We start from the raw sequence: 17,374 nt of genomic DNA on the forward strand, positions 1-17,374 counted from the left end.
GTGCGTCGCGAAGCGGCGCATGGGGGTGTGGGGTGGGAACCCCCCACGGGAACCGCGGCCGCCGGGCCGGGGAACTGGAGACAGTGTCAGCGCTTGGTCGGGATCACATCTTGCAGGTGGCGGCCGTTGACGGAGGCGCGGCGACCGGCGTCGACCTCGCGCTTCCAGGTGCGCACGTAGTTCGACGCGGTCAGCCGCTCCACGTCGTTGAGCTCCAGCAGGTCACCGACGAACGAGGTCAGCGCCATCGTGTCGCGGGGGTCGTTGTCCGGCACGTGCTCGTGCAGCGCGGCGTGCACCTGGCTGCGCAGCGAGCCCTCCCGGATCGCCCGGCTCGGGGTCAGCGTCGGCTCCTCGCCGAGATCCGGCGCGGGCACTTTCGACTGGCCCCGGGCCCGGCGCGGGGCCGGCGGCGGCAGGATCTCGGCGATCTCGCCCCGCCACTCGCCGAGCGGTGAGACGGCCGGTTCGGGCGTGGTGGGAACGGCAGGCTCAGCGGGCGCCGAGGCCACAGCAGGCGCTGGGGGTACACCAGGCGCAACGGAAACGTCAGCCACCTCTGGCAACGTCAGTTGCTCGTCGACCGGCACCTCGACCGCATCGGTGATCGCCGGTCGGCGCGCCGGCTCGTCGACCACGGAGATGATCCGCGCGTCGGATGCCAGCCGGGCCGGGGACAGGTCCGCGGCGATGAGCGCGGTGAGCCCGTCGTAGTCGGCACCGTCGGCGAGCCGCACGGCGATCTCGTCCAGGTCGTAGACGGCGACCGCGATGTCGGCCGTCGTCGGGTCGACCGCGGCGCGGATCTTGCGGTGCAGCACCTTGGCGATCGCCTTGGTCCGCACCTCCTTGCGCTTCTCGGCGCGCGCCGCCGCGAGGGAGGTGTAGAGACCGAGCCGGTCGTCGGCCTTCGCCAGGTTCTTGGCCCGCAGGGTCAGCCACGGGTGCCGGATCCAGTGCCCGACCACCTCGTAGGCCGGGGTGGTCGGCGGCAGGTCGCCGGTGGCCCGCAGCCGGTCGCGGCGCTGGTTCTCGGTGTGCATCAGCCACACCAGGTAACCCAGCAGCGACATGCCGGCGAAGAAACCGGCGAGCAGCTTGTTGTCGTGGGCCAGCCAGTTGAAGGCGACGGCGAAGCCGGCGATGGCCGCGGACAGCACCCGCGAGGCGGTCGCCCGCTCGCCCAGCCGGCGCCGGACGTCGGCGTTGGCCAGGACCACGATGCCGCCCAGCTCGAGCGCGCCGACCGCGGGGATGGCCCACAGGAGCGGGATGCCGAGCGCCTCGACCGCGCCGGACACCTGCCCGGCGAGGGCGACCAGCAGCACCACGAAGTAGAACAGCTGGCGCATGTATGAGGTGCGGCGGACCGTGCGTTGCAGGTCGGCGTCGAGTTCGACAATTCCAGGTCGCTTGCTGCCCGGCGAAGTCACCGGCTTCTCCTGTCATCCGTTGCGGGCAGCGGGTAGCCCCGCGCCGCGAGGAACTCGGCCAGCGCGAGGTCCACGGAGCTCTGCACCGTGGTGTTGTGGTCTTCGACGAAGCGCTGGAGCATCTGCTCGATCTCCACCCGGACCCGCGTGTTGAGCTGCACACGCTCGAATCGCGGTCGCTGCGGCGGCATCGCCACCGCGTTCTCTGTCGCTTCCAACCCACACTCCTGCTAGCCGTTTGCTAGCGGGGACGCTAGCAAAGGAAGTGTCGATGTCCTCAATCGACGCGCCGGGCCAGCGCGACGGCGGCCACAAATGCGGCGAGCAGCCCGCCGGCGCCGGCCACGATCAGGGTCGTCGGCGCGTCGGTGGCGTCCAGCAGCAGGCCACCGCCCACGTAGGACAGCGCGGCGGACGCGCCCACCGCGCCGTACAGGTTGGCGAAGACCCGACCCAGCAGTGCGTCCGGGACGAGCCGCTGCAGCAATGTGTTGCTCGCCACATCGATCGCGGCGATGCCGAGCCCGCGCCCCGCCTGCATCGCGAACACCGCCGCCACGGCCCACGTGACGTGCGCGAACGCCCCGGTGAGCAGGTTACCGGCCGAGCTGACCGCGAAGCCCGCGATGAGCAGCACGGTCATCCGGAGGTGGTCGCCGGCCTTCGACAGCAGCGCATAGCCGGCGGTGAGGCCGAAGCCGACCGCGCCGAGCAGCAGCGCCGCGACCGAGTCGTTCGCGCCGAGGTCCTCCTTGGCCAGCACGACGAGCGCCACGTCGTCGACGCCGGTGCACAGCACGACCGCGCAGAAGCCGAGCGCGACGATCCGCACCGTGCGGTGCCGGACCAGATACCCCAGCCCGGTGCGGGCCCCCGCCCACAGGGACTCGACCTCCAGCGCCACCGGCTCCAGGCGCGGCAGCCGGGTCAGCAGCGCGGCGGACACCACGAACGACGCCGCGTCGACGGCGAGCACGCCCCGCGTGCCCAGCCCCGGCAGCAGGGCCGCGGCCAGCAGCGGTCCGGCCACTTCGGCGAGGTTGGTGACCAGGCCCAGCCGGGCGTTGCCGGCGACGAGGCCGTCGGGCGGCACCAGCGACGGCACGGCGGCCCGCGACGCCGGCTGGAAGACCTGCCCCGCGACGGCCCGGGCGGCGACCAGCGCCAGCAGCGGCCACACGGGGGGCAGGGTCAGCGCGATGACCAGGACCGCCAGCGCCTGCACGAGTTCGCAGCCGATCATCAGCCGACGCCGGTCGAACCGGTCGGCGAGGGCTCCCGCGAACGGCGCGACGAGCGACGGCACGAAGTCCCCGGCGAGCAGCAACGCGGCGACCGCGAGGGCCTGGCCGGTCGACGAGGCGACGTGCAGCATCAACGCGACCATGCTGAGGGTGTCGCCGGCGTACGAGATGCCGCGGGCCCCCAGAAGCATCCGGAAGCCCCTCGGGGTTGTCTCGGGGTCGCTCCCTGATGTGCCGCTTATACGCTCAGCCATACCGTCATCCACATGACCGAGTGGCTCGAACCGCTGTACAGCCTCCCTGCCGCCCTGCTGGGGCTGGCGCTGGGGCTCGTCATGCTGCTCGACTCCATCCCGCTGCTCGGCATCCTGATCCCGGCCGACGTCGCCATCCTCACCACGGTCGGCGCGGCCGACCCGTTCAGCAGCCTCGGCTGGATCATCGCAGGGTGCCTGGCCGGTTGGTCACTGAGTTTCTTCGTCGGCTGGACCTTCGGCCAGCGGCTGCGGCAGGGCCGGTTCGGCCGCTGGATCGGCGAGGAGCGCTGGGCGAAGGCCGACCACGTGGTCCGCACCGGGGGCACCCGGATCCTGGTCACGGCGCCGTTCCTGCCGTTCCTCAACACCCTCGTGCCGCTCGCCGCGGGTGGGCTGCGGATGCCCTACGTGCGGTTCCTGCGCTCCGCCGCGATGGGCTCGGCCCTGTGGGGCGGGCTCTACGTGGGGCTGGGCGTCGCCGCCTCCCGCCTCTCGGGCCTGCTCCCGACGGGCGGCCTGACCACGGTCGTGACGGTCGGCCTGGGCCTGACGTTCGGATGGGTGGCGCTGTTCACGACCCGGCGCATGGCTACGGTCAGTAACTGACCGTAAGCGTTCTCGGTCCTGTACTTCCGGAGGGCAGTCGGTAATCTGACGGCTGACCAGCCCGCGGAAGGGACACCGTTGCGGAAGCGCATCATCGCCTCGCTCCTCGTGGCGCTCGTCATGATCGGTGCCTGGGGGGTGCCGGCCGGCGCAGCGCCCGGCGACCCGACCGCCGCACCCGATGAGGGCACCGCCAACATGACCCTCGGTGAGCTGCTGGACAAGGCCAACGGCGACTTCCTGGACGCCCAGGGCATCCTCGAGGTCTCCAAGAAACGCCAGGCGGAGCTCACCGCGCAGGTCGACTCGATGCAGCGCGAGCTCGACGTGATCCTCGGCGAGGTCAACGTCATCGCCGGCGCCGCCTACCGCACCGGCGGGGTGCGCACCGCCGCGGCGCTGCTGCAGAGCGACTCCACCGAGTCGTTCATGGAGCGCACGATGATGGTCAACACGATCGCCCGCTACAACGACCGCCAGATCGGGCGGCTCACGAAGCTGCAGGCGGAGCTCGGCGAGACGAAGAAGGCCGTCGACGCGGAGGTCGCGCAGCAGCAGGCGCAGACCGACGTCATGGCGAAGAAGAAGAAGGACGCCGAGACCGCGCTGGTGAAGATGGGCGGCCGGGCCAACGGCTACGTCAACGTCAACTCACCCCTGGCGACACCGGCCCCGCGCAACGCCAACGGCTCGTGGCCGAAAGAGAACTGCATCATCGACGACCCGACCACGAGCGGCTGCATCACCCCGCGCACCCTGCACGCGGCGAAGGAGGCCCAGAAGGCCGGCTTCACCCGCTACTACTCGTGCTTCCGGCCCTCCGGCCCGTATGAGCATCCGAAGGGCCGGGCGTGCGACTTCGCCGCCGCGGCCAACGGCTTCGGCGGCGTGGCGACCGGCGGGGACAAGGTCTACGGCGGCAACCTGGCCGCGTTCTTCGTCCGCAACGCGAGCGCGCTCGGCGTGCTCTACGTCATCTGGTTCCGGCAGGTGTGGACCCCGGCAGCCGGCTGGCACTCCTACAGCGGCGGCAACGGCGACCCGTCCAGCGACCACACCAACCACGTCCATCTCTCCGTCTATTAGGAGAGCGGCCGCCGCCAGCCGAAGGGGTCCTCGACGGTGCCGCGCTGGATGCCGACGAGCGCGTCGCGGATCCGGGCGGTGACCGGGCCCTCGACCGCGTCGGCGATGGTGAACTCGTCGCCGGCGGTGCGGGCGGTGCCGATGGAGCTGATGACGACGCCGGTGCCGCTGGCGAAGGTCTCCTTGAGCGCGCCCGAACGGGCGTCGTCGCGCCACTCCTGCAAGGTGTACGGGCGCTGGGTCACCGTGAGCCCCTGATGCTCGGCCAGGCGCAGCACCGAGTCGCGGGTGACGCCGGGCAGGATCGTGCCGCCCAGCGGCGGGGTCACCAGCTCGCCGTCGTAGACGAAGAAGAGGTTGTTGCTGCCGGACTCCTCGATGTAGCGGCGCTCGACCGAGTCGAGGAACACGACCTGGTCGCAGCCCGCCGCGTGGGCCTGCTCCTGGGCGCGGAGGCTGGCGGCGTAGTTGGCGGCGGTCTTCACCGCGCCCGTGCCGCCGGGCGCGGCCCGCGAGTACTCCTGCGAGACCCACATGGTGACAGGCTTGGCACCACCGGCGAAGTAGGAACCGGCCGGCGAGGCGATGACGGCGAACAGGTATTCCGAGGACGGCCGGACGCCGAGGAACGGATCGGTCGCGATCATGAACGGGCGCAGGTAGAGGCTCTGCCCGTCGCGGGTGGGCACCCAGTCCCGGTCGGCGTCGACCAGCAGCTCGACGGCGCGCAGGAACAGCTCCTCGGGCAGCTGCGGCATGGCGAGGCGCTCGGCGGTCACGTTGAGCCGGCGCGCGTTGGCCTCGGGGCGGAACAGTGCGACCCCGCCGCCGGGCTGCGCGTAGGCCTTGAGCCCCTCGAAGATCTCCTGCCCGTAATGCAGGGCGGCGGTCGCCGGCGAGAGCGAGAGCGGGCCGAACGGCTCGAGCCGGGCGTCGTACCAACCCTTGCCGTCGGCGTATCTGATCGTGACCATGTGGTCGGTGAAGACGCGACCGAAGCCGGGGTCGCTCAACAGGGCGGCGCGCTCGGCCGCGGGGCGGCGCGGCGCGGAAACGGTTGCGAAATCAAGCATTCCGCGACTGTATGCGCTTCCTGAACGATCCCTAAGCTCCTTCCCGAGAACTGGGCGGTAGCTATTGCTGACTTCCCCGGCTCCGCTGGGACTGGAAGATCCCGGCCGGCGGGGCGGGCGACTCGGTGGCGATCGCGTCGGTGACGATCCGGGCGCCGGCGACCAGGCGGTCGAGGTCCTCACCGTGCACGAGCCGGGCCGGGAACGGGTCCGCGGCACCGGCCCGGGCGAACCCGGCGACCGGCAGCGCCGCCGCCGACGCGGCCAGGATGACGTTGCCGAACCGCCGGCCACGCAGGACGGACGGCTCGGCGAGCAGGCACACGTCGGCGTAGAGCTGCCGCAGCGTCGCGACCTGACCCCGGGCGAAGGCCAGCCCGGTGCCGTCGGCGAGGTTGGCGGTGTAGACCCCGCCGGGGCGCAGCAGGTTCGCCGCCGCGGTCAGGAACTCCAGCGACGCCAGGTGCGCCGGGACGCGGGCGCCGCGGTACACGTCGGCGATGACCAGGTCGAAGCGCCCGCCGGACATCGATTCCACGGCGGCCCGGGCGTCCATCGCGCGGACCCGGATGTCGGCGCCCCGCGGCAGCGGCAGCACCCGCCGCACGAGGGCGATCAGCGCCGCGTCCAGCTCGACCACCCGCTGCGACGAGCCGGGCCGGGTCGCGGCGACGTAGCGGGCCATCGTCAGCGCGCCGCCGCCGAGGTGCAGCACCGACAGCGGGGCGCCGGGCGGCGCGACGCCGTCCACGATCGAGGCCAGGCGGCGCATGTACTCGAAGTCGAGCCGGCGGGGATCGTCCAGGTCGACGGCGGACTGCGGGTAGCCGTCCACCAGCAGCGTCCACCGCCCGGGCCGGCCGTCGTCGGAATGCAGCTCGGCGACCCCGCCGTCGATCTGCTCGACGATGCCGCCCGCTCGCTTCTGTCGACCCATGCGCCCAACCGTAGTGACCCCGCGAGTGAAGAATTTTTGTCATCAGGTGTTGTTCAATGTCGCCTTTAGGACGAGCATTCTCCCGTTGGTGCCCGAACGATCCCCTCACGCGGAGGCGCGATGCAAGTACCCGCCGCATTCGAATATGCAAAGGCCACGTCGGTGACCCAGACGCTGGACCTGCTGGCTCAGTGGGGCGAGGACGCCCGCGTCATCGCCGGGGGTCACAGCCTGATCCCGATGATGAAACTGCGGCTGGCCCGGCCCACGGCGCTGATCGACATCAACGACGTCGGCGAGCTGTCCTACATCAAGGTCGAGGGCGGTGAGCTGCGGATCGGGGCGTTGACCCGGCACGCCGAACTGCTCGAGTCGGCCCTCGTCGAGGAGCACTACCGCATCTTCCGCGACGCGGAGCGGGTGATCGCCGACCCGATCGTGCGCAACCGCGGCACCGTCGGCGGCTCGCTGTGCCAGGCGGACCCGGCCGAGGACCTCTCCGCGGCGTTCGCCGCCGTTGGCGCCTCGGTGGTGATCCAGGGTCCGCGGGGGTCGCGCACCGTGCCACTGACCGAGTTCCACGTCGGCCCCTACGAGACGGTCGTCGAGGCCGGCGAGCTGCTCACCGAGGTGCGCGTGCCGATCCGCCCGGGTGGCGGGTCCGCATACGTCAAGGTGGAGCGGCGCGTCGGTGACTGGGCGGTCGCCGCGGCCGGCGCCGCGATCTGGACCGACGCCGGCGGCAACGTCAGCACCGTCGGCATCGGCCTGGCCGCCGTCGGCGCCGAGCACTTCCGCGCCGCCGAGGCCGAGGCGTACCTGGTCGGGAAGCCGGCCACGGAGGCGAGCTTCGCCGAGGCGGGACGCATCGCCGCGGAAGCCAGCAACCCGGTCGCCGACCAGCGCGGACCGGTCGACTACAAGCGGCACCTCGCCGGCGAGCTGACCGTGCGCGCACTGCGCGCCGCGGCGGCCCGCGCGCGAGGTCAGGAGGCCTGAACCATGCAGATCACCGTGACGGTGAACGGCGAGAGCCACACCCGCGACGTGGAGCCCCGGCTGCTGCTGGTCCACTTCCTTCGCAATGACCTCGGCCTCACCGGGACGCACTGGGGCTGCGACACGTCCAACTGCGGCGTGTGCACCGTGACCCTGGACGGCGTGCCGGTCAAGTCCTGCACGGTCCTGGCGGTGATGGCCGACGGCAAGCAGGTCGGCACCGTCGAGGGACTCGAGCGGGCCGACGGCCTCGACCCGGTCCAGCAGGGTTTCGTGCAGTGCCACGGGCTGCAGTGCGGCTTCTGCACGCCGGGCATGATGCTCACCGCCCGCTGCCTGCTCGACAAGAACCCCGACCCGTCGGAGCAGGAGATCCGTGAGGCGATCTCCGGCCAGATCTGCCGGTGCACGGGTTACGAGAACATCGTGCGCTCGGTCCGCTGGGCCGCGGAGCACGAGGCTGCAGCGAAAGCCGAGGTGACGTCATGACGGTGACCGAGAACCCCACCCCGATGGGCTTCGGCCGCATGCACCGCAAGGAAGACGCGCGGTTCGTGCGGGGCAAGGGCAACTACGTCGACGACGTCAACCTGCCGGGCATGCTGCACGGGTCGTTCCTGCGCAGCCCGTACGCCCACGCGAAGATCGTCTCGATCGACACCAGCGCGGCGGAGGCGCTGCCGGGCGTCAAGGCCGTCATCACCGGCGCCGTCCTGGAGACGCTGAGCCTGGCCTGGATGCCGACCCTGTCGTACGACACCCAGGCGGTGCTCGCGACCGACAAGGTCCGCTTCCAGAACCAGGAGGTCGCGTTCGTCGTCGCGGACAACCACTACATCGCGCGCGACGCCTTGGAGCTCATCGAGGTCGAGTACGAGCCGCTGCCGGTCGTCGCCGACGCGAAGCAGGCCCTCGCTCCCGGCGCCCCGGTCATCCGGGACGACAAGGAGGGCAAGTCCGACAACCACATCTTCGACTGGTCCGCCGGCGACAAGGAGAAGACCGACGCGGTCTTCGCCTCGTCGGAGGTCGTCGTCGGCGAGGACATCCTCTACCCGCGGGTGCACCCCTCCCCGCTGGAGACGTGCGGCGCGGTCGCCGACTTCGACAAGGTCACCGGCAAGCTGACGATTTACTCGACCACCCAGGCGCCGCACGCGCACCGGACGGTCTACGCCCTCGTGGCGGGCCTGCCGGAGCACAAGATCCGGGTCATCTCCCCCGACATCGGCGGCGGCTTCGGCGGCAAGGTCGGCATCTACCCCGGCTACGTGCTGGCGATCGTCGGCTCCATCGTCACCGGCAAGCCGGTGAAGTGGATGGAGGACCGCAACGAGCACCTGACGGCCACCGCGTTCGCCCGCGATTACCACATGCGCGGCGAGATCGCGGCGACGAAGGACGGCAAGATCCGTGCGCTGCGGGTCAAGGTCCTCGCCGACCACGGCGCGTTCAACGGCACCGCCCAGCCGACGAAGTTCCCGGCCGGCTTCTTCCACATCTTCACCGGGTCCTACGACCTGGAGGCGGCGTCCTGCGACGTCACCGGCGTCTACACCAACAAGGCGCCCGGCGGCGTGGCATACGCCTGCTCGTTCCGGATCACCGAGGCCGCGTACCTGGTCGAGCGCATGATCGACGTGCTCGCCTTCGAGCTGAAGATGGACCCGGCCGAGCTGCGGATGAAGAACCTGCTCCAGCCGGCGCAGTTCCCGTACACCACGCCGACCGGCTGGGAGTACGACTCGGGCGACTACCCGAAGGCGCTGCGGCTCGCGATGGACATGGTCGGCTACGAGAAGCTGCGGGTCGAGCAGGCCGAGAAGCTCCAGCGCGGCGAGTACATGGGCATCGGCATCAGCTTCTTCACCGAGGGGGTCGGCGCCGGCCCGCGCAAGCACATGGACATCCTCGGTCTGGGCATGGCCGACGGTGCCGAGCTGCGGGTCCACCCGACCGGCAAGGCGGTGCTGCGGCTGTCGGTGCAGACCCAGGGTCAGGGCCACGAGACGACCTTCGCGCAGATCGTCGCGGAGGAGCTCGGCATCTCCCCCGACGACATCGACGTCGTGCACGGCGACACGGACCAGACCCCGTTCGGGCTCGGCACGTACGGCTCCCGCTCCACCCCGGTGTCGGGTGCCGCGACCGCGATCGTGGCCCGCAAGGTCCGCGACCGGGCGAGGATCGTGGCGTCGGCGATGCTCGAGGTGTCCCCGGACGACCTGGAGTGGGAGAAGGGGAAGTTCTTCGTCAAGGGCGATCCCGACCAGGCCAAGACGATCCAGGAGATCGCCATGGCCGCGCACTCCAGCCTCGAACTGCCCGAGGGCGTCGAGGGCCACCTGGACGCGACGACGGTCTACAACCCGCCGAACCTGACCTACCCGTTCGGCGCGTACATCTGCGTCGTCGACGTCGACCCGGCCACCGGCCAGGTCAAGGTCCGCCGGTTCATCGCGGTCGACGACTGCGGTGTGCGGATCAACCCGATGATCGTCGAGGGCCAGGTGCACGGCGGTCTCGCCGACGGCATCGGCATGGCGCTCATGCAGCTCATGGCGTTCGACGAGGACGGCAACCACCTCGGCGCGTCGCTCATGGACTACCTGCTGCCCACCTCCCTCGAGTGCCCTTCGTGGGAGCTCGGTGAGACGGTCACGCCGTCGCCGCACCACCCGATCGGCGCCAAGGGCGTCGGCGAATCCGCGACCGTCGGTTCGCCGGCCGCCGTGGTCAACGCGGTCCTCGACGCGCTGAAGCCCTTCGGGGTCCGGCACGCCGACATGCCGCTCACCCCGTCCAACGTGTGGCGCGCCGCTCAGGGCCGCCCGATCCGCACAGATTTGGCTATCCAGTAATGGACCTCCTCCATCGCGCCGACCGGTTGCGCGCGGACCGCACCCCGTTCGTCCTGGCCACCGTGGTCCGCGCCGAGCGCCCGACCAGCGCCAAGACCGGCGACCGCGCCCTCGTGCTGCCGGACGGCACGATGGAGGGGTTCGTCGGCGGTACCTGCGCCGAGTCCACCGTCCGTCTCCAGGGGCTCCGGCTGCTGGAGACGGGCGAGTCGACACTGCTGCGGATCACGCCCAGCGGTTCCTCATCCGGCACTGACGGCGAGCGGGAGGGCCTGCTGACGGTCACGAATCCGTGCCTGTCGGGGGGCACCCTGGAGATCTTCCTGGAGACGATGATCCCCGCGCCGCTGGTGTACGTGCACGGCGAAGCTCCCGTCGCCCGCGCGATGGTCGACGTGGCGCGCTCGATCGGCTGGGAAGGTGTCCGTGGCCCGGCGGCGACCCTGCCGCTGGACGCCTCGGCGGTCGTCGTCGCGTCACACGGCCGCGACGAGGTCGAGGTCCTCACCGCTGCCGTGCGCGCCGACGTGCCGTACATCGCGCTCGTCGCCAGCCGCAAGCGTGCTGCCGCGGTCCTGGACGAGCTGCAGTTGACCGCGCTGGAGAAGGCGCGGATCCACGCCCCCGCCGGCCTGGACATCGGCGCTCGCACGGCACCGGAGATCGCCCTGTCGATCCTGGCCGAGGTCATCTCCAGGCGACCCCGGCAGACGGCGCCGCCGCCGGGCCGCATCGACCTGCCGTTGATCCAGAAGCCCGTGTCGCAGGTGGCGATCGCCAAGGACGTCGTGTGTGCCATGGACGTGGCGATCTCCCCTGACGCGCTGCAGTACGAGCACGAGGGCACCAGGTACTACTTCTGCGGCTCCGGCTGCCGGCGGGCGTTCATCGACAACCCGGCCCGGTACCTGTGACGGCGTCGGTCGAGGAACTGGTCGACGGGCTGAGCGCGCAGGGGTACCTCGCCGACCAGAGCCTCGCCACGGCGCTGTTCCTGTCGGTGCGGCTCAGCCAGCCGATCCTGCTCGAAGGGGAGCCCGGGGTCGGCAAGACCGCCGCCGCGGGCGCCCTCGCCGCGTTCCTGGACACGCCGCTGATCCGGTTGCAGTGCTACGAGGGGCTCAGCGCCGCCGAGGCCCTCTACGAGTGGAACTACCCCCGCCAGCTGCTCGGGATCCGGCTGGCCGAGGCCCGTGGCGAGGTGCCCCGCGAGGCGGACCTGTTCGCCCCCGAGTACCTGCTGCGCCGTCCGCTGCTCGCCGCGATCGAACATCCCGGGCCGCGCCCGGCGGTGCTGCTCATCGACGAGGTCGACCGGGCCGACGACGAGTTCGAGGCGTTCCTGTTCGAGCTCCTGGCGGAAGGGTCGGTGACCATCCCCGAGCTGGGGACGCGGACCGCCGTCGTGCCGCCGGTCGTCGTGCTCACCAGCAACCGGACCCGTGACCTGCACGACGCGCTGCTGCGGCGCTGCCTGTACCACTGGATCGGCTATCCCGACGCGCACCGGGTCGCGGCGATCATCCGGCAGCGGGTGCCGGGCGCCGACGAGCTCCTCGCGGCCCGGGTCGCCGGCGCGGTGTCCCGGCTGCGCGGCCTCGACCTGACCAAGCCGCCCGGCGTCGCCGAGGCGATCAGCTGGGCCAACGCGCTGCGCCTGCTGGGCCTGCCCCTCGACGAGAAGTCCGCCGGCGCGACCCTCGGCGCGGTCCTGAAGTATCGCGAGGACGAGGAGCTGGCCCGCAGGACGGGACTGGCGGACCTTGTCGAGAGGTGACCTGGCCGGGCTCGTCGCCGCGTTCGGGGCGGCGCTGCACGACGCGGGGCTGCCCGTCGGGCCGGACCGCAGCGAACGCTTCGCCCGGGCCGTCACGCTGCTGGCCCCGACCACGACCGCGGAGCTGCACCGCTGCGCGCGGGCGACCCTGACCTGCCACCCGGAGCAGTTCGAGATCCTCGACCGGGTCTTCGACGCGGTCTTCCGCGGCTACGCCGACGACCCGGCCGACTTCCGCGGCGACCCCAACGCCACCGGCACGTCCACCACCAGTGCGTCGTCCGGGAGCACCCCGTCGGCCGGGCCGCCGCCCCCCGGCACGGCGTCCACCGGCCGGGAGATCGAGATCCCGGTCGCCACCGTCGGCAGCGCGACCGAACGCCTCGCGTCGCGGGACTTCGCCACCCTGACACCCGACGAGCTCTACCAGCTGGCCGACCTGATGCGCCGGCTCGCCGTGGCGACCCCGCCGCGGCGCACCCGCCGGATGGCCGCGCGGGCGCACGGCAGCGCCGTCGACCTGCGGGCCACGCTCCGGCGGGCCAGGCGCACCGGCGGGCATCCGGTGCGGCTGATGCGCCGCGAACCGCGCGTGCGCCCCCGGCGGCTCGTCGCGCTCTGCGACATCTCCGGCTCGATGGAGCCCTACGCCAGGGCAATGCTGCAGCTGCTGTACTGCGCCGCCGGCACCTCGCACGCCGAGGTGTTCACCTTCGCCACCAGACTGACCCGCCTGACGAAGATCCTCGCCCGCACCCGCCCGGCCGTCGCCCTCCACCGCGCCGGGCAGGCCGCCCCCGACTGGTCCGGTGGCACCCGCATCGGCGCCGCGCTGAAGGCCTTCAACGACACCTTCGGCCGGCGCGGGATGGCCCGCGGCGCCGTCGTGCTCATCGTCTCCGACGGCTGGGAGACCGGCGACCCGGCGCAGGTCGGCGTCGAGATGGCCCGGCTGTCCCGGCTCGCCCACCGCATCGTGTGGGTCAACCCCAGAACCCAGAGTCCCCGCTACCGGCCGCTCGTCGGTGGCATGGCCGCCGCGTGGCCCTACTGCGACGCGGTGGTCAGCGCACACTCCCTCAACGCTCTCGACCCCCTCCTGGCTGCACTAGAAGGACGTGCCCGTCATGCTGCTCACCAATGAGTTCGTCGTCCACCGCCCCCTCGAAGAGACCTGGACCGTCCTGACCGATCTGGAGCGGATCGCGCCGTGCATGCCCGGCGCCCAGCTCACCTCGGTGCAGGGCGACGAGTACCACGGCAAGGTCAAGGTCAAGGTCGGCCCGATGACCGCCCAGTTCTCGGGCGTGGCCACGTTCAAGGAACTCGACACCGAAGCGCACCGGGCGGTGATCGACGCCCGCGGCCGCGACGCGACCGGCAAGGGCCGCGCGTCGGCACTGGTGACCGCGGTGCTCGTGGCCGAGGGCGAGGACACCAGGGTCACGGTCGAGACGGACCTGACGATCGCCGGCCCGCTCGCGCAGATGGGCCGGAGCACGATCGGCGACATCAGCACCCGGCTGTTGGGCCAGTTCGTGACGAACCTGGAGGCGCAGCTGGCCGCCAGCCCGCCCGCCGCCGCCGAACCCGCCGTCCCCGCCTCCGCCTCCGCCTCCGCCTCCGCCTCCGCGTCAGCTGAGCAGGCCGCGTCGACCGAGCCGGTGCCCGCCTCCGCCGCGCAGGTGGAGGAGGTCGTCGCGATCCTGCCGGCGGGCAATGTCCCCGACCCGAACGGCGCCTCGATCGCGCCGGCCCAGCAGGCCGTCCGCGTCATCGAGGGGCCCGAGGCCGAGCCGGTCAACCTCCTGGAGACCGCCGGCACCACCAACATCATCAAGATCGCGGTGCCGGTCGTCGTCCTCGTCGCGGTGATCGTCGCGCTGGTCATCTGGCTGGTCTGAACCGGTCTGAACCGGGTGAGGGGCACCGGCCGGGTCGCGGCCGGTGCCCCTCTCCTTTCCTCACCCCATCCGATGCGGCCACCCAATCAACCGCAGGTGAAGACCGCCGGGGCCGCGTTCGGGCCCCACGCCACCTTGCCGATCAGCAGGATCGTCGTCGACTCTCCCGGCTTCAGCCTGGTCTGCCACGGCTTGACCTGCACCGAGGCGCCGGTCTGCGTGGCGGTGCCGTTGACCGCCAGCTCGACCTTCTGCGTGCCGGTGTAGGCGAAGCCCAGCGACCAGTTGTTCAGCGTCTGCTTCGAGGTGTTGCGAACCGTCGCCGAGGCGATGTACACGCCGCCCAGGTCCAGGACCTTGGTGTAGGACACGGTGCACGGAGACTTCGGCACCGCGCCGCCCTCGCCCTGGTCCGCGAGGAACGACGACACCCACGACAGCGCCGAGTTCCAGTTGATGGTGATCTCGTTCGTCGACCACGACTCGATCTCGTCCAGGTAGCAGAACTGCGGCTTGCAGCCCGGCAGGATCTTCGACGCGACCGGGTCCTGGATCGAGGAGTTCGGGCCGCCCGACAGCGAGCCGGCCGGCGGGTTGGGCAGTGCCGGGTTGAGCTGGTGGGCGTACATCCGCGAGTGCTGGTTGTGCGACGCCCGCTCGCCGTAGCCGGTCACGTAGGACTGGTTGAGCGCGTTGCGGCCCAGGATGTAGTCGATGCCCGTGACGACGCCGTCGCGGAACGCGGTGTCGCCGCTGATGTCGTACGCGGTGGCGATCACCGCCAGGTTGTTGACGACGAGACCGTTGGAGCCCCAGTCGAACTTCCCGTTGGTCGGGTTGTAGGCGATGTTGTACGCGTTGCCGCGCAGCGTCGACAGGTAACCGCGGGCACCGTCGATCACCGACTGCCGCACCCGCGCCCGGTCGGGCAGCGCGTTGGGCACGGTCGCCAGGTCGAGCCGGCCGGCCGTCGCGGTGAACTTCCAGTCGAAGCCCTCCGGGCGGAACACGTCGGCGGTGTGCCACGGCGACGCGACGACCGCGTCCTGGTAGGCCTTCTCGCCGGTGCTGATGAACAGCTCCGCCGCGGCCCAGTAGAACTCGTCGGTCACGTTGTCGTCGTCGTACGCGCCGCCGCCGGTGCCGTCCGTGACCAGCGCGTAGCGGGCCGGGTTGGCCAGCGCCGCGGCGTAGGCCGTCTTCGCGGCGGCGAGCAGCTTGGCCGCGAACGCCTTGTCGTAGGGCTGGAAGAGCCGGGCGCCCTGCGCGGCGGTGGCGGCGAGGTTCAGCGTCGCGGCCGTCGACGGCGCGTGCAGCTCGCGCGGCTGCGGGTCGGCGGCCGGGTCGAGCGGCAGACCGGTCCAGGCCGCGTCGTGCACCTTGTGGTGGACCATGCCGGCGAGGGGCTTGCCGGCCGGCACCTGCATGCGCAGCATGAACTCCAGCTCCCAGCGGGCCTCGTCGAGGACGTCGGGCACCTGGTTGCCGTGCTCCGGGATCCGCAGCGAGCCGTCGCCGAGCTTGTCCGCGCGGGCCCCGGTGGCGACCTTGGTCCGCTCGAACGTGCTCAGCAGCTGATACACGGAGATGCCGCCGTTGACGACGTACTTGCCGTGGTCGCCGGCGTCGTACCAGCCGCCGCGCACGTCGAGGCGGTAGTCGCACACGCCGGGCTGGCACGGCACGTCGGTGTCGCCCTGGTTGGGTGCGACGCCGAGGTGACCGGCGGCACGGGCGTAGCCGGGGGCGATGCTGTCGAGGATCTCGATGCCGCTGCGCTGCGTGTAGTACCACGACAGCGAGTCGGCGCGGAGCTTCTCGTAGGCGGCGTTGACGCCGATGTCGAACGGCACGCTGGTCTCGCCGTCGGCGGTCAGCGTGTAGCCGGTCCCCGCCACGTGGAACGAGCCGAAGTCGGCCGTCTGGACGTTCTGGCCGGACGTCGCGTCGACGCCGGATGGGCCCGGGGATGGAGCAGTGGTGCCGGTGGCGACGACCGTGCCCGCGGCATTGCGCAGCTGCCACGGCAGGGCCGTGGTCGCCTCGGTCACGACGGTGGCGGCCTTCGGGCCGTTGGTGAGGTAGCCGACCTGGTTGACCCGCACCCGCGGGCCGGTGTCCGGGACGTACACGGGCGGCGGTGCACCTCCCTGCAGCGAGATGTCGTCAAGGCACAACGTCCAGGCCACGGCGCTCCCGCCGACCTGGAACGCGACCTGCCCCGCATCGGTGTCGGCGGCCGCGGTGAAGGTGTAGCTGTAGGTCTGCGGCGTCGCGGTGAGGGCCGGTGCCGCGGAGAGCTCCTGGGTGTAGGGCGGCGCCGCAAGCTGGACGTTGGCGCGGACCGTCACCGGGGTGCTGGCGCTGGCCTTGAACGCCAGCTTGTATGACTCGCCGGCCTGCAGCTTGACCGCGTTCTGGCCGATGATCGCGTCCCACGGGTTGGCAGTCCCGGCCGGGATGGCCGCGCACAGCTGCCCGTCCACGACGGCGGCCGGCGCGTTGCCGGTCCACCACCACGGGTCGGTGCCGCTGTCGAAGGTGCCGTTGACGAGTTGTTCAGCCGGATCGGCGAAGGCGGCGGAGGCGGTCATCGGCACGACCAGCACCGCCGCCGTTAAGGCAAGCGAAAGTTTGCGCTTCACACAGACACCCCTTGTGGCGGAAGGGAAATGGGAGCGCTCCCACTGTGGCCTACAGCACACAGAGTGTCAATACTCTTTCTTGCTTGGCTATCGCTTCAGCGTCGGGAACACGTACCAGACGACGATGAAGGACACGCCCAGCGCAGCGCCGACCGCGATCGCCCACGACATGGCGACGACGATCTCGAAGACCAGGAACACCGCGCCGACCACTGACAGCCACAGGAACACCAGGCCGACACTCGCGAGGTTGCTGCTGGCCTCGACCAGCTCCTTCTTGCGCCCCCGGCGGAACAGGATGCGGTGATGGCTGACCGGGGCGATCAGGCACAGCGTCGCCAGGGCGGTCAGCAGCAGCGTCACGATGTACGTCGCCCGCTGCACGTCGGTGATCTCGGCGAAGCGCTGGTTGAACGGGATCGTCAGCAGGAAGGCGAAGAGGATCTGCACCCCGGTCTGCGCGACCCGCAGCTCTTGCAGCAATTCATTCCAGTTCCGGTCGAAACGCTCATCCGGGGTCTCGTCGCGATCGGCCATGCGGGTTCATTTACC

The 17,374-nt window shown here is 71.4% G+C and carries 16 protein-coding genes; 9 read left to right on the top strand and 7 right to left on the bottom strand.

Annotated elements, in window-relative coordinates; genetic code table 11:
* Positions 1 to 86 precede the first annotated feature (86 nt).
* The 3 genes from ACFPIJ_RS03785 to ACFPIJ_RS03795 form a co-directional block, all read right to left on the bottom strand.
* Entirely contained in the window at positions 87 to 1,433 is a 1,347-nt protein-coding gene (locus tag ACFPIJ_RS03785; RefSeq protein ID WP_380113168.1) for a hypothetical protein, read from the bottom strand.
* On the bottom strand, positions 1,430 to 1,630 hold the full coding sequence (locus ACFPIJ_RS03790) for a hypothetical protein (protein WP_380113170.1): 201 nt from the start codon (positions 1,628 to 1,630) through the stop codon (positions 1,430 to 1,432). The genes ACFPIJ_RS03785 and ACFPIJ_RS03790 overlap by 4 nt, the downstream gene beginning before the upstream one ends.
* 80 nt (positions 1,631 to 1,710) lie before the next feature.
* On the bottom strand, positions 1,711 to 2,868 hold the full coding sequence (locus ACFPIJ_RS03795) for an MFS transporter (RefSeq protein ID WP_380113171.1): 1,158 nt from the start codon (positions 2,866 to 2,868) through the stop codon (positions 1,711 to 1,713).
* A gap of 75 nt (positions 2,869 to 2,943) precedes the next feature.
* On the opposite strand from ACFPIJ_RS03795, the gene ACFPIJ_RS03800 reads away from it, so the two are divergent.
* Together ACFPIJ_RS03800 and ACFPIJ_RS03805 are read left to right on the top strand one after the other, a co-directional pair.
* A complete protein-coding gene (locus tag ACFPIJ_RS03800) occupies positions 2,944 to 3,540 on the top strand; it encodes a DedA family protein (protein ID WP_380113172.1) in 597 nt (198 codons plus the stop codon).
* Positions 3,541 to 3,618: 78 nt separating this feature from the next.
* Positions 3,619 to 4,626 carry a coiled-coil domain-containing protein gene (locus tag ACFPIJ_RS03805; protein ID WP_380113173.1) on the top strand — a complete coding sequence of 336 codons (1,008 nt, stop codon included), beginning with the start codon at positions 3,619 to 3,621 and terminating at the stop codon, positions 4,624 to 4,626.
* Here ACFPIJ_RS03805 and ACFPIJ_RS03810 read toward each other — a convergent pair.
* Positions 4,623 to 5,699 carry a branched-chain amino acid aminotransferase gene (locus ACFPIJ_RS03810; RefSeq protein WP_380113174.1) on the bottom strand — a complete coding sequence of 359 codons (1,077 nt, stop codon included), beginning with the start codon at positions 5,697 to 5,699 and terminating at the stop codon, positions 4,623 to 4,625. The genes ACFPIJ_RS03805 and ACFPIJ_RS03810 overlap by 4 nt on opposite strands.
* Positions 5,700 to 5,760: 61 nt before the next feature.
* Positions 5,761 to 6,636: a spermidine synthase gene (locus ACFPIJ_RS03815; RefSeq protein ID WP_380113175.1), complete on the bottom strand. Its 876-nt coding sequence runs from the start codon at positions 6,634 to 6,636 to the stop codon at positions 5,761 to 5,763.
* A 120-nt stretch (positions 6,637 to 6,756) separates the two neighbouring features.
* Between ACFPIJ_RS03815 and ACFPIJ_RS03820 the strand changes: the two genes are divergently transcribed.
* Genes ACFPIJ_RS03820 through ACFPIJ_RS03850 form a run of 7 tightly spaced genes read left to right on the top strand, consistent with a single transcriptional unit; the run spans position 6,757 to position 14,177 of the window.
* Positions 6,757 to 7,635, top strand: a complete 879-nt coding sequence (locus ACFPIJ_RS03820) for an FAD binding domain-containing protein (protein ID WP_380113177.1) — start codon at positions 6,757 to 6,759, stop codon at positions 7,633 to 7,635.
* Positions 7,636 to 7,638: 3 nt separating this feature from the next.
* A complete protein-coding gene (locus ACFPIJ_RS03825; protein WP_380113178.1) occupies positions 7,639 to 8,124 on the top strand; it encodes a (2Fe-2S)-binding protein in 486 nt (161 codons plus the stop codon).
* Positions 8,121 to 10,496: an aerobic carbon-monoxide dehydrogenase large subunit gene (locus ACFPIJ_RS03830; protein WP_380113179.1), complete on the top strand. Its 2,376-nt coding sequence runs from the start codon at positions 8,121 to 8,123 to the stop codon at positions 10,494 to 10,496. The genes ACFPIJ_RS03825 and ACFPIJ_RS03830 overlap by 4 nt, the downstream gene beginning before the upstream one ends.
* The gene (locus tag ACFPIJ_RS03835; protein ID WP_380113181.1) at positions 10,496 to 11,410 is read left to right on the top strand and encodes an XdhC family protein; all 915 of its coding nucleotides are present in this window, start codon (positions 10,496 to 10,498) and stop codon (positions 11,408 to 11,410) included. The genes ACFPIJ_RS03830 and ACFPIJ_RS03835 overlap by 1 nt, the downstream gene beginning before the upstream one ends.
* Positions 11,407 to 12,273: an AAA family ATPase gene (locus tag ACFPIJ_RS03840; protein ID WP_380113182.1), complete on the top strand. Its 867-nt coding sequence runs from the start codon at positions 11,407 to 11,409 to the stop codon at positions 12,271 to 12,273. Before ACFPIJ_RS03835 ends, ACFPIJ_RS03840 begins: the two co-directional genes overlap by 4 nt.
* The gene (locus ACFPIJ_RS03845; protein WP_380113183.1) at positions 12,260 to 13,417 is read left to right on the top strand and encodes a vWA domain-containing protein; all 1,158 of its coding nucleotides are present in this window, start codon (positions 12,260 to 12,262) and stop codon (positions 13,415 to 13,417) included. The genes ACFPIJ_RS03840 and ACFPIJ_RS03845 overlap by 14 nt, the downstream gene beginning before the upstream one ends.
* A complete protein-coding gene (locus tag ACFPIJ_RS03850) occupies positions 13,401 to 14,177 on the top strand; it encodes an SRPBCC family protein (RefSeq protein ID WP_380113184.1) in 777 nt (258 codons plus the stop codon). Before ACFPIJ_RS03845 ends, ACFPIJ_RS03850 begins: the two co-directional genes overlap by 17 nt.
* An 86-nt stretch (positions 14,178 to 14,263) precedes the next feature.
* Here the strand turns inward: ACFPIJ_RS03850 and ACFPIJ_RS03855 are convergent, their stop codons facing one another.
* Positions 14,264 to 16,771: a glycoside hydrolase family 9 protein gene (locus ACFPIJ_RS03855; RefSeq protein WP_380113301.1), complete on the bottom strand. Its 2,508-nt coding sequence runs from the start codon at positions 16,769 to 16,771 to the stop codon at positions 14,264 to 14,266.
* Between the two features lie 138 nt (positions 16,772 to 16,909).
* Positions 16,910 to 17,359 (bottom strand): DUF6328 family protein, encoded by a 450-nt coding sequence (locus ACFPIJ_RS03860; RefSeq protein ID WP_380113185.1) that lies wholly within the window; start codon positions 17,357 to 17,359, stop codon positions 16,910 to 16,912.
* Positions 17,360 to 17,374: the final 15 nt, after the last annotated feature.

Source organism: Dactylosporangium cerinum, from assembly GCF_042653625.1.
Taxonomy (GTDB): Bacteria; Actinomycetota; Actinomycetes; order Mycobacteriales; family Micromonosporaceae; genus Dactylosporangium; species Dactylosporangium cerinum.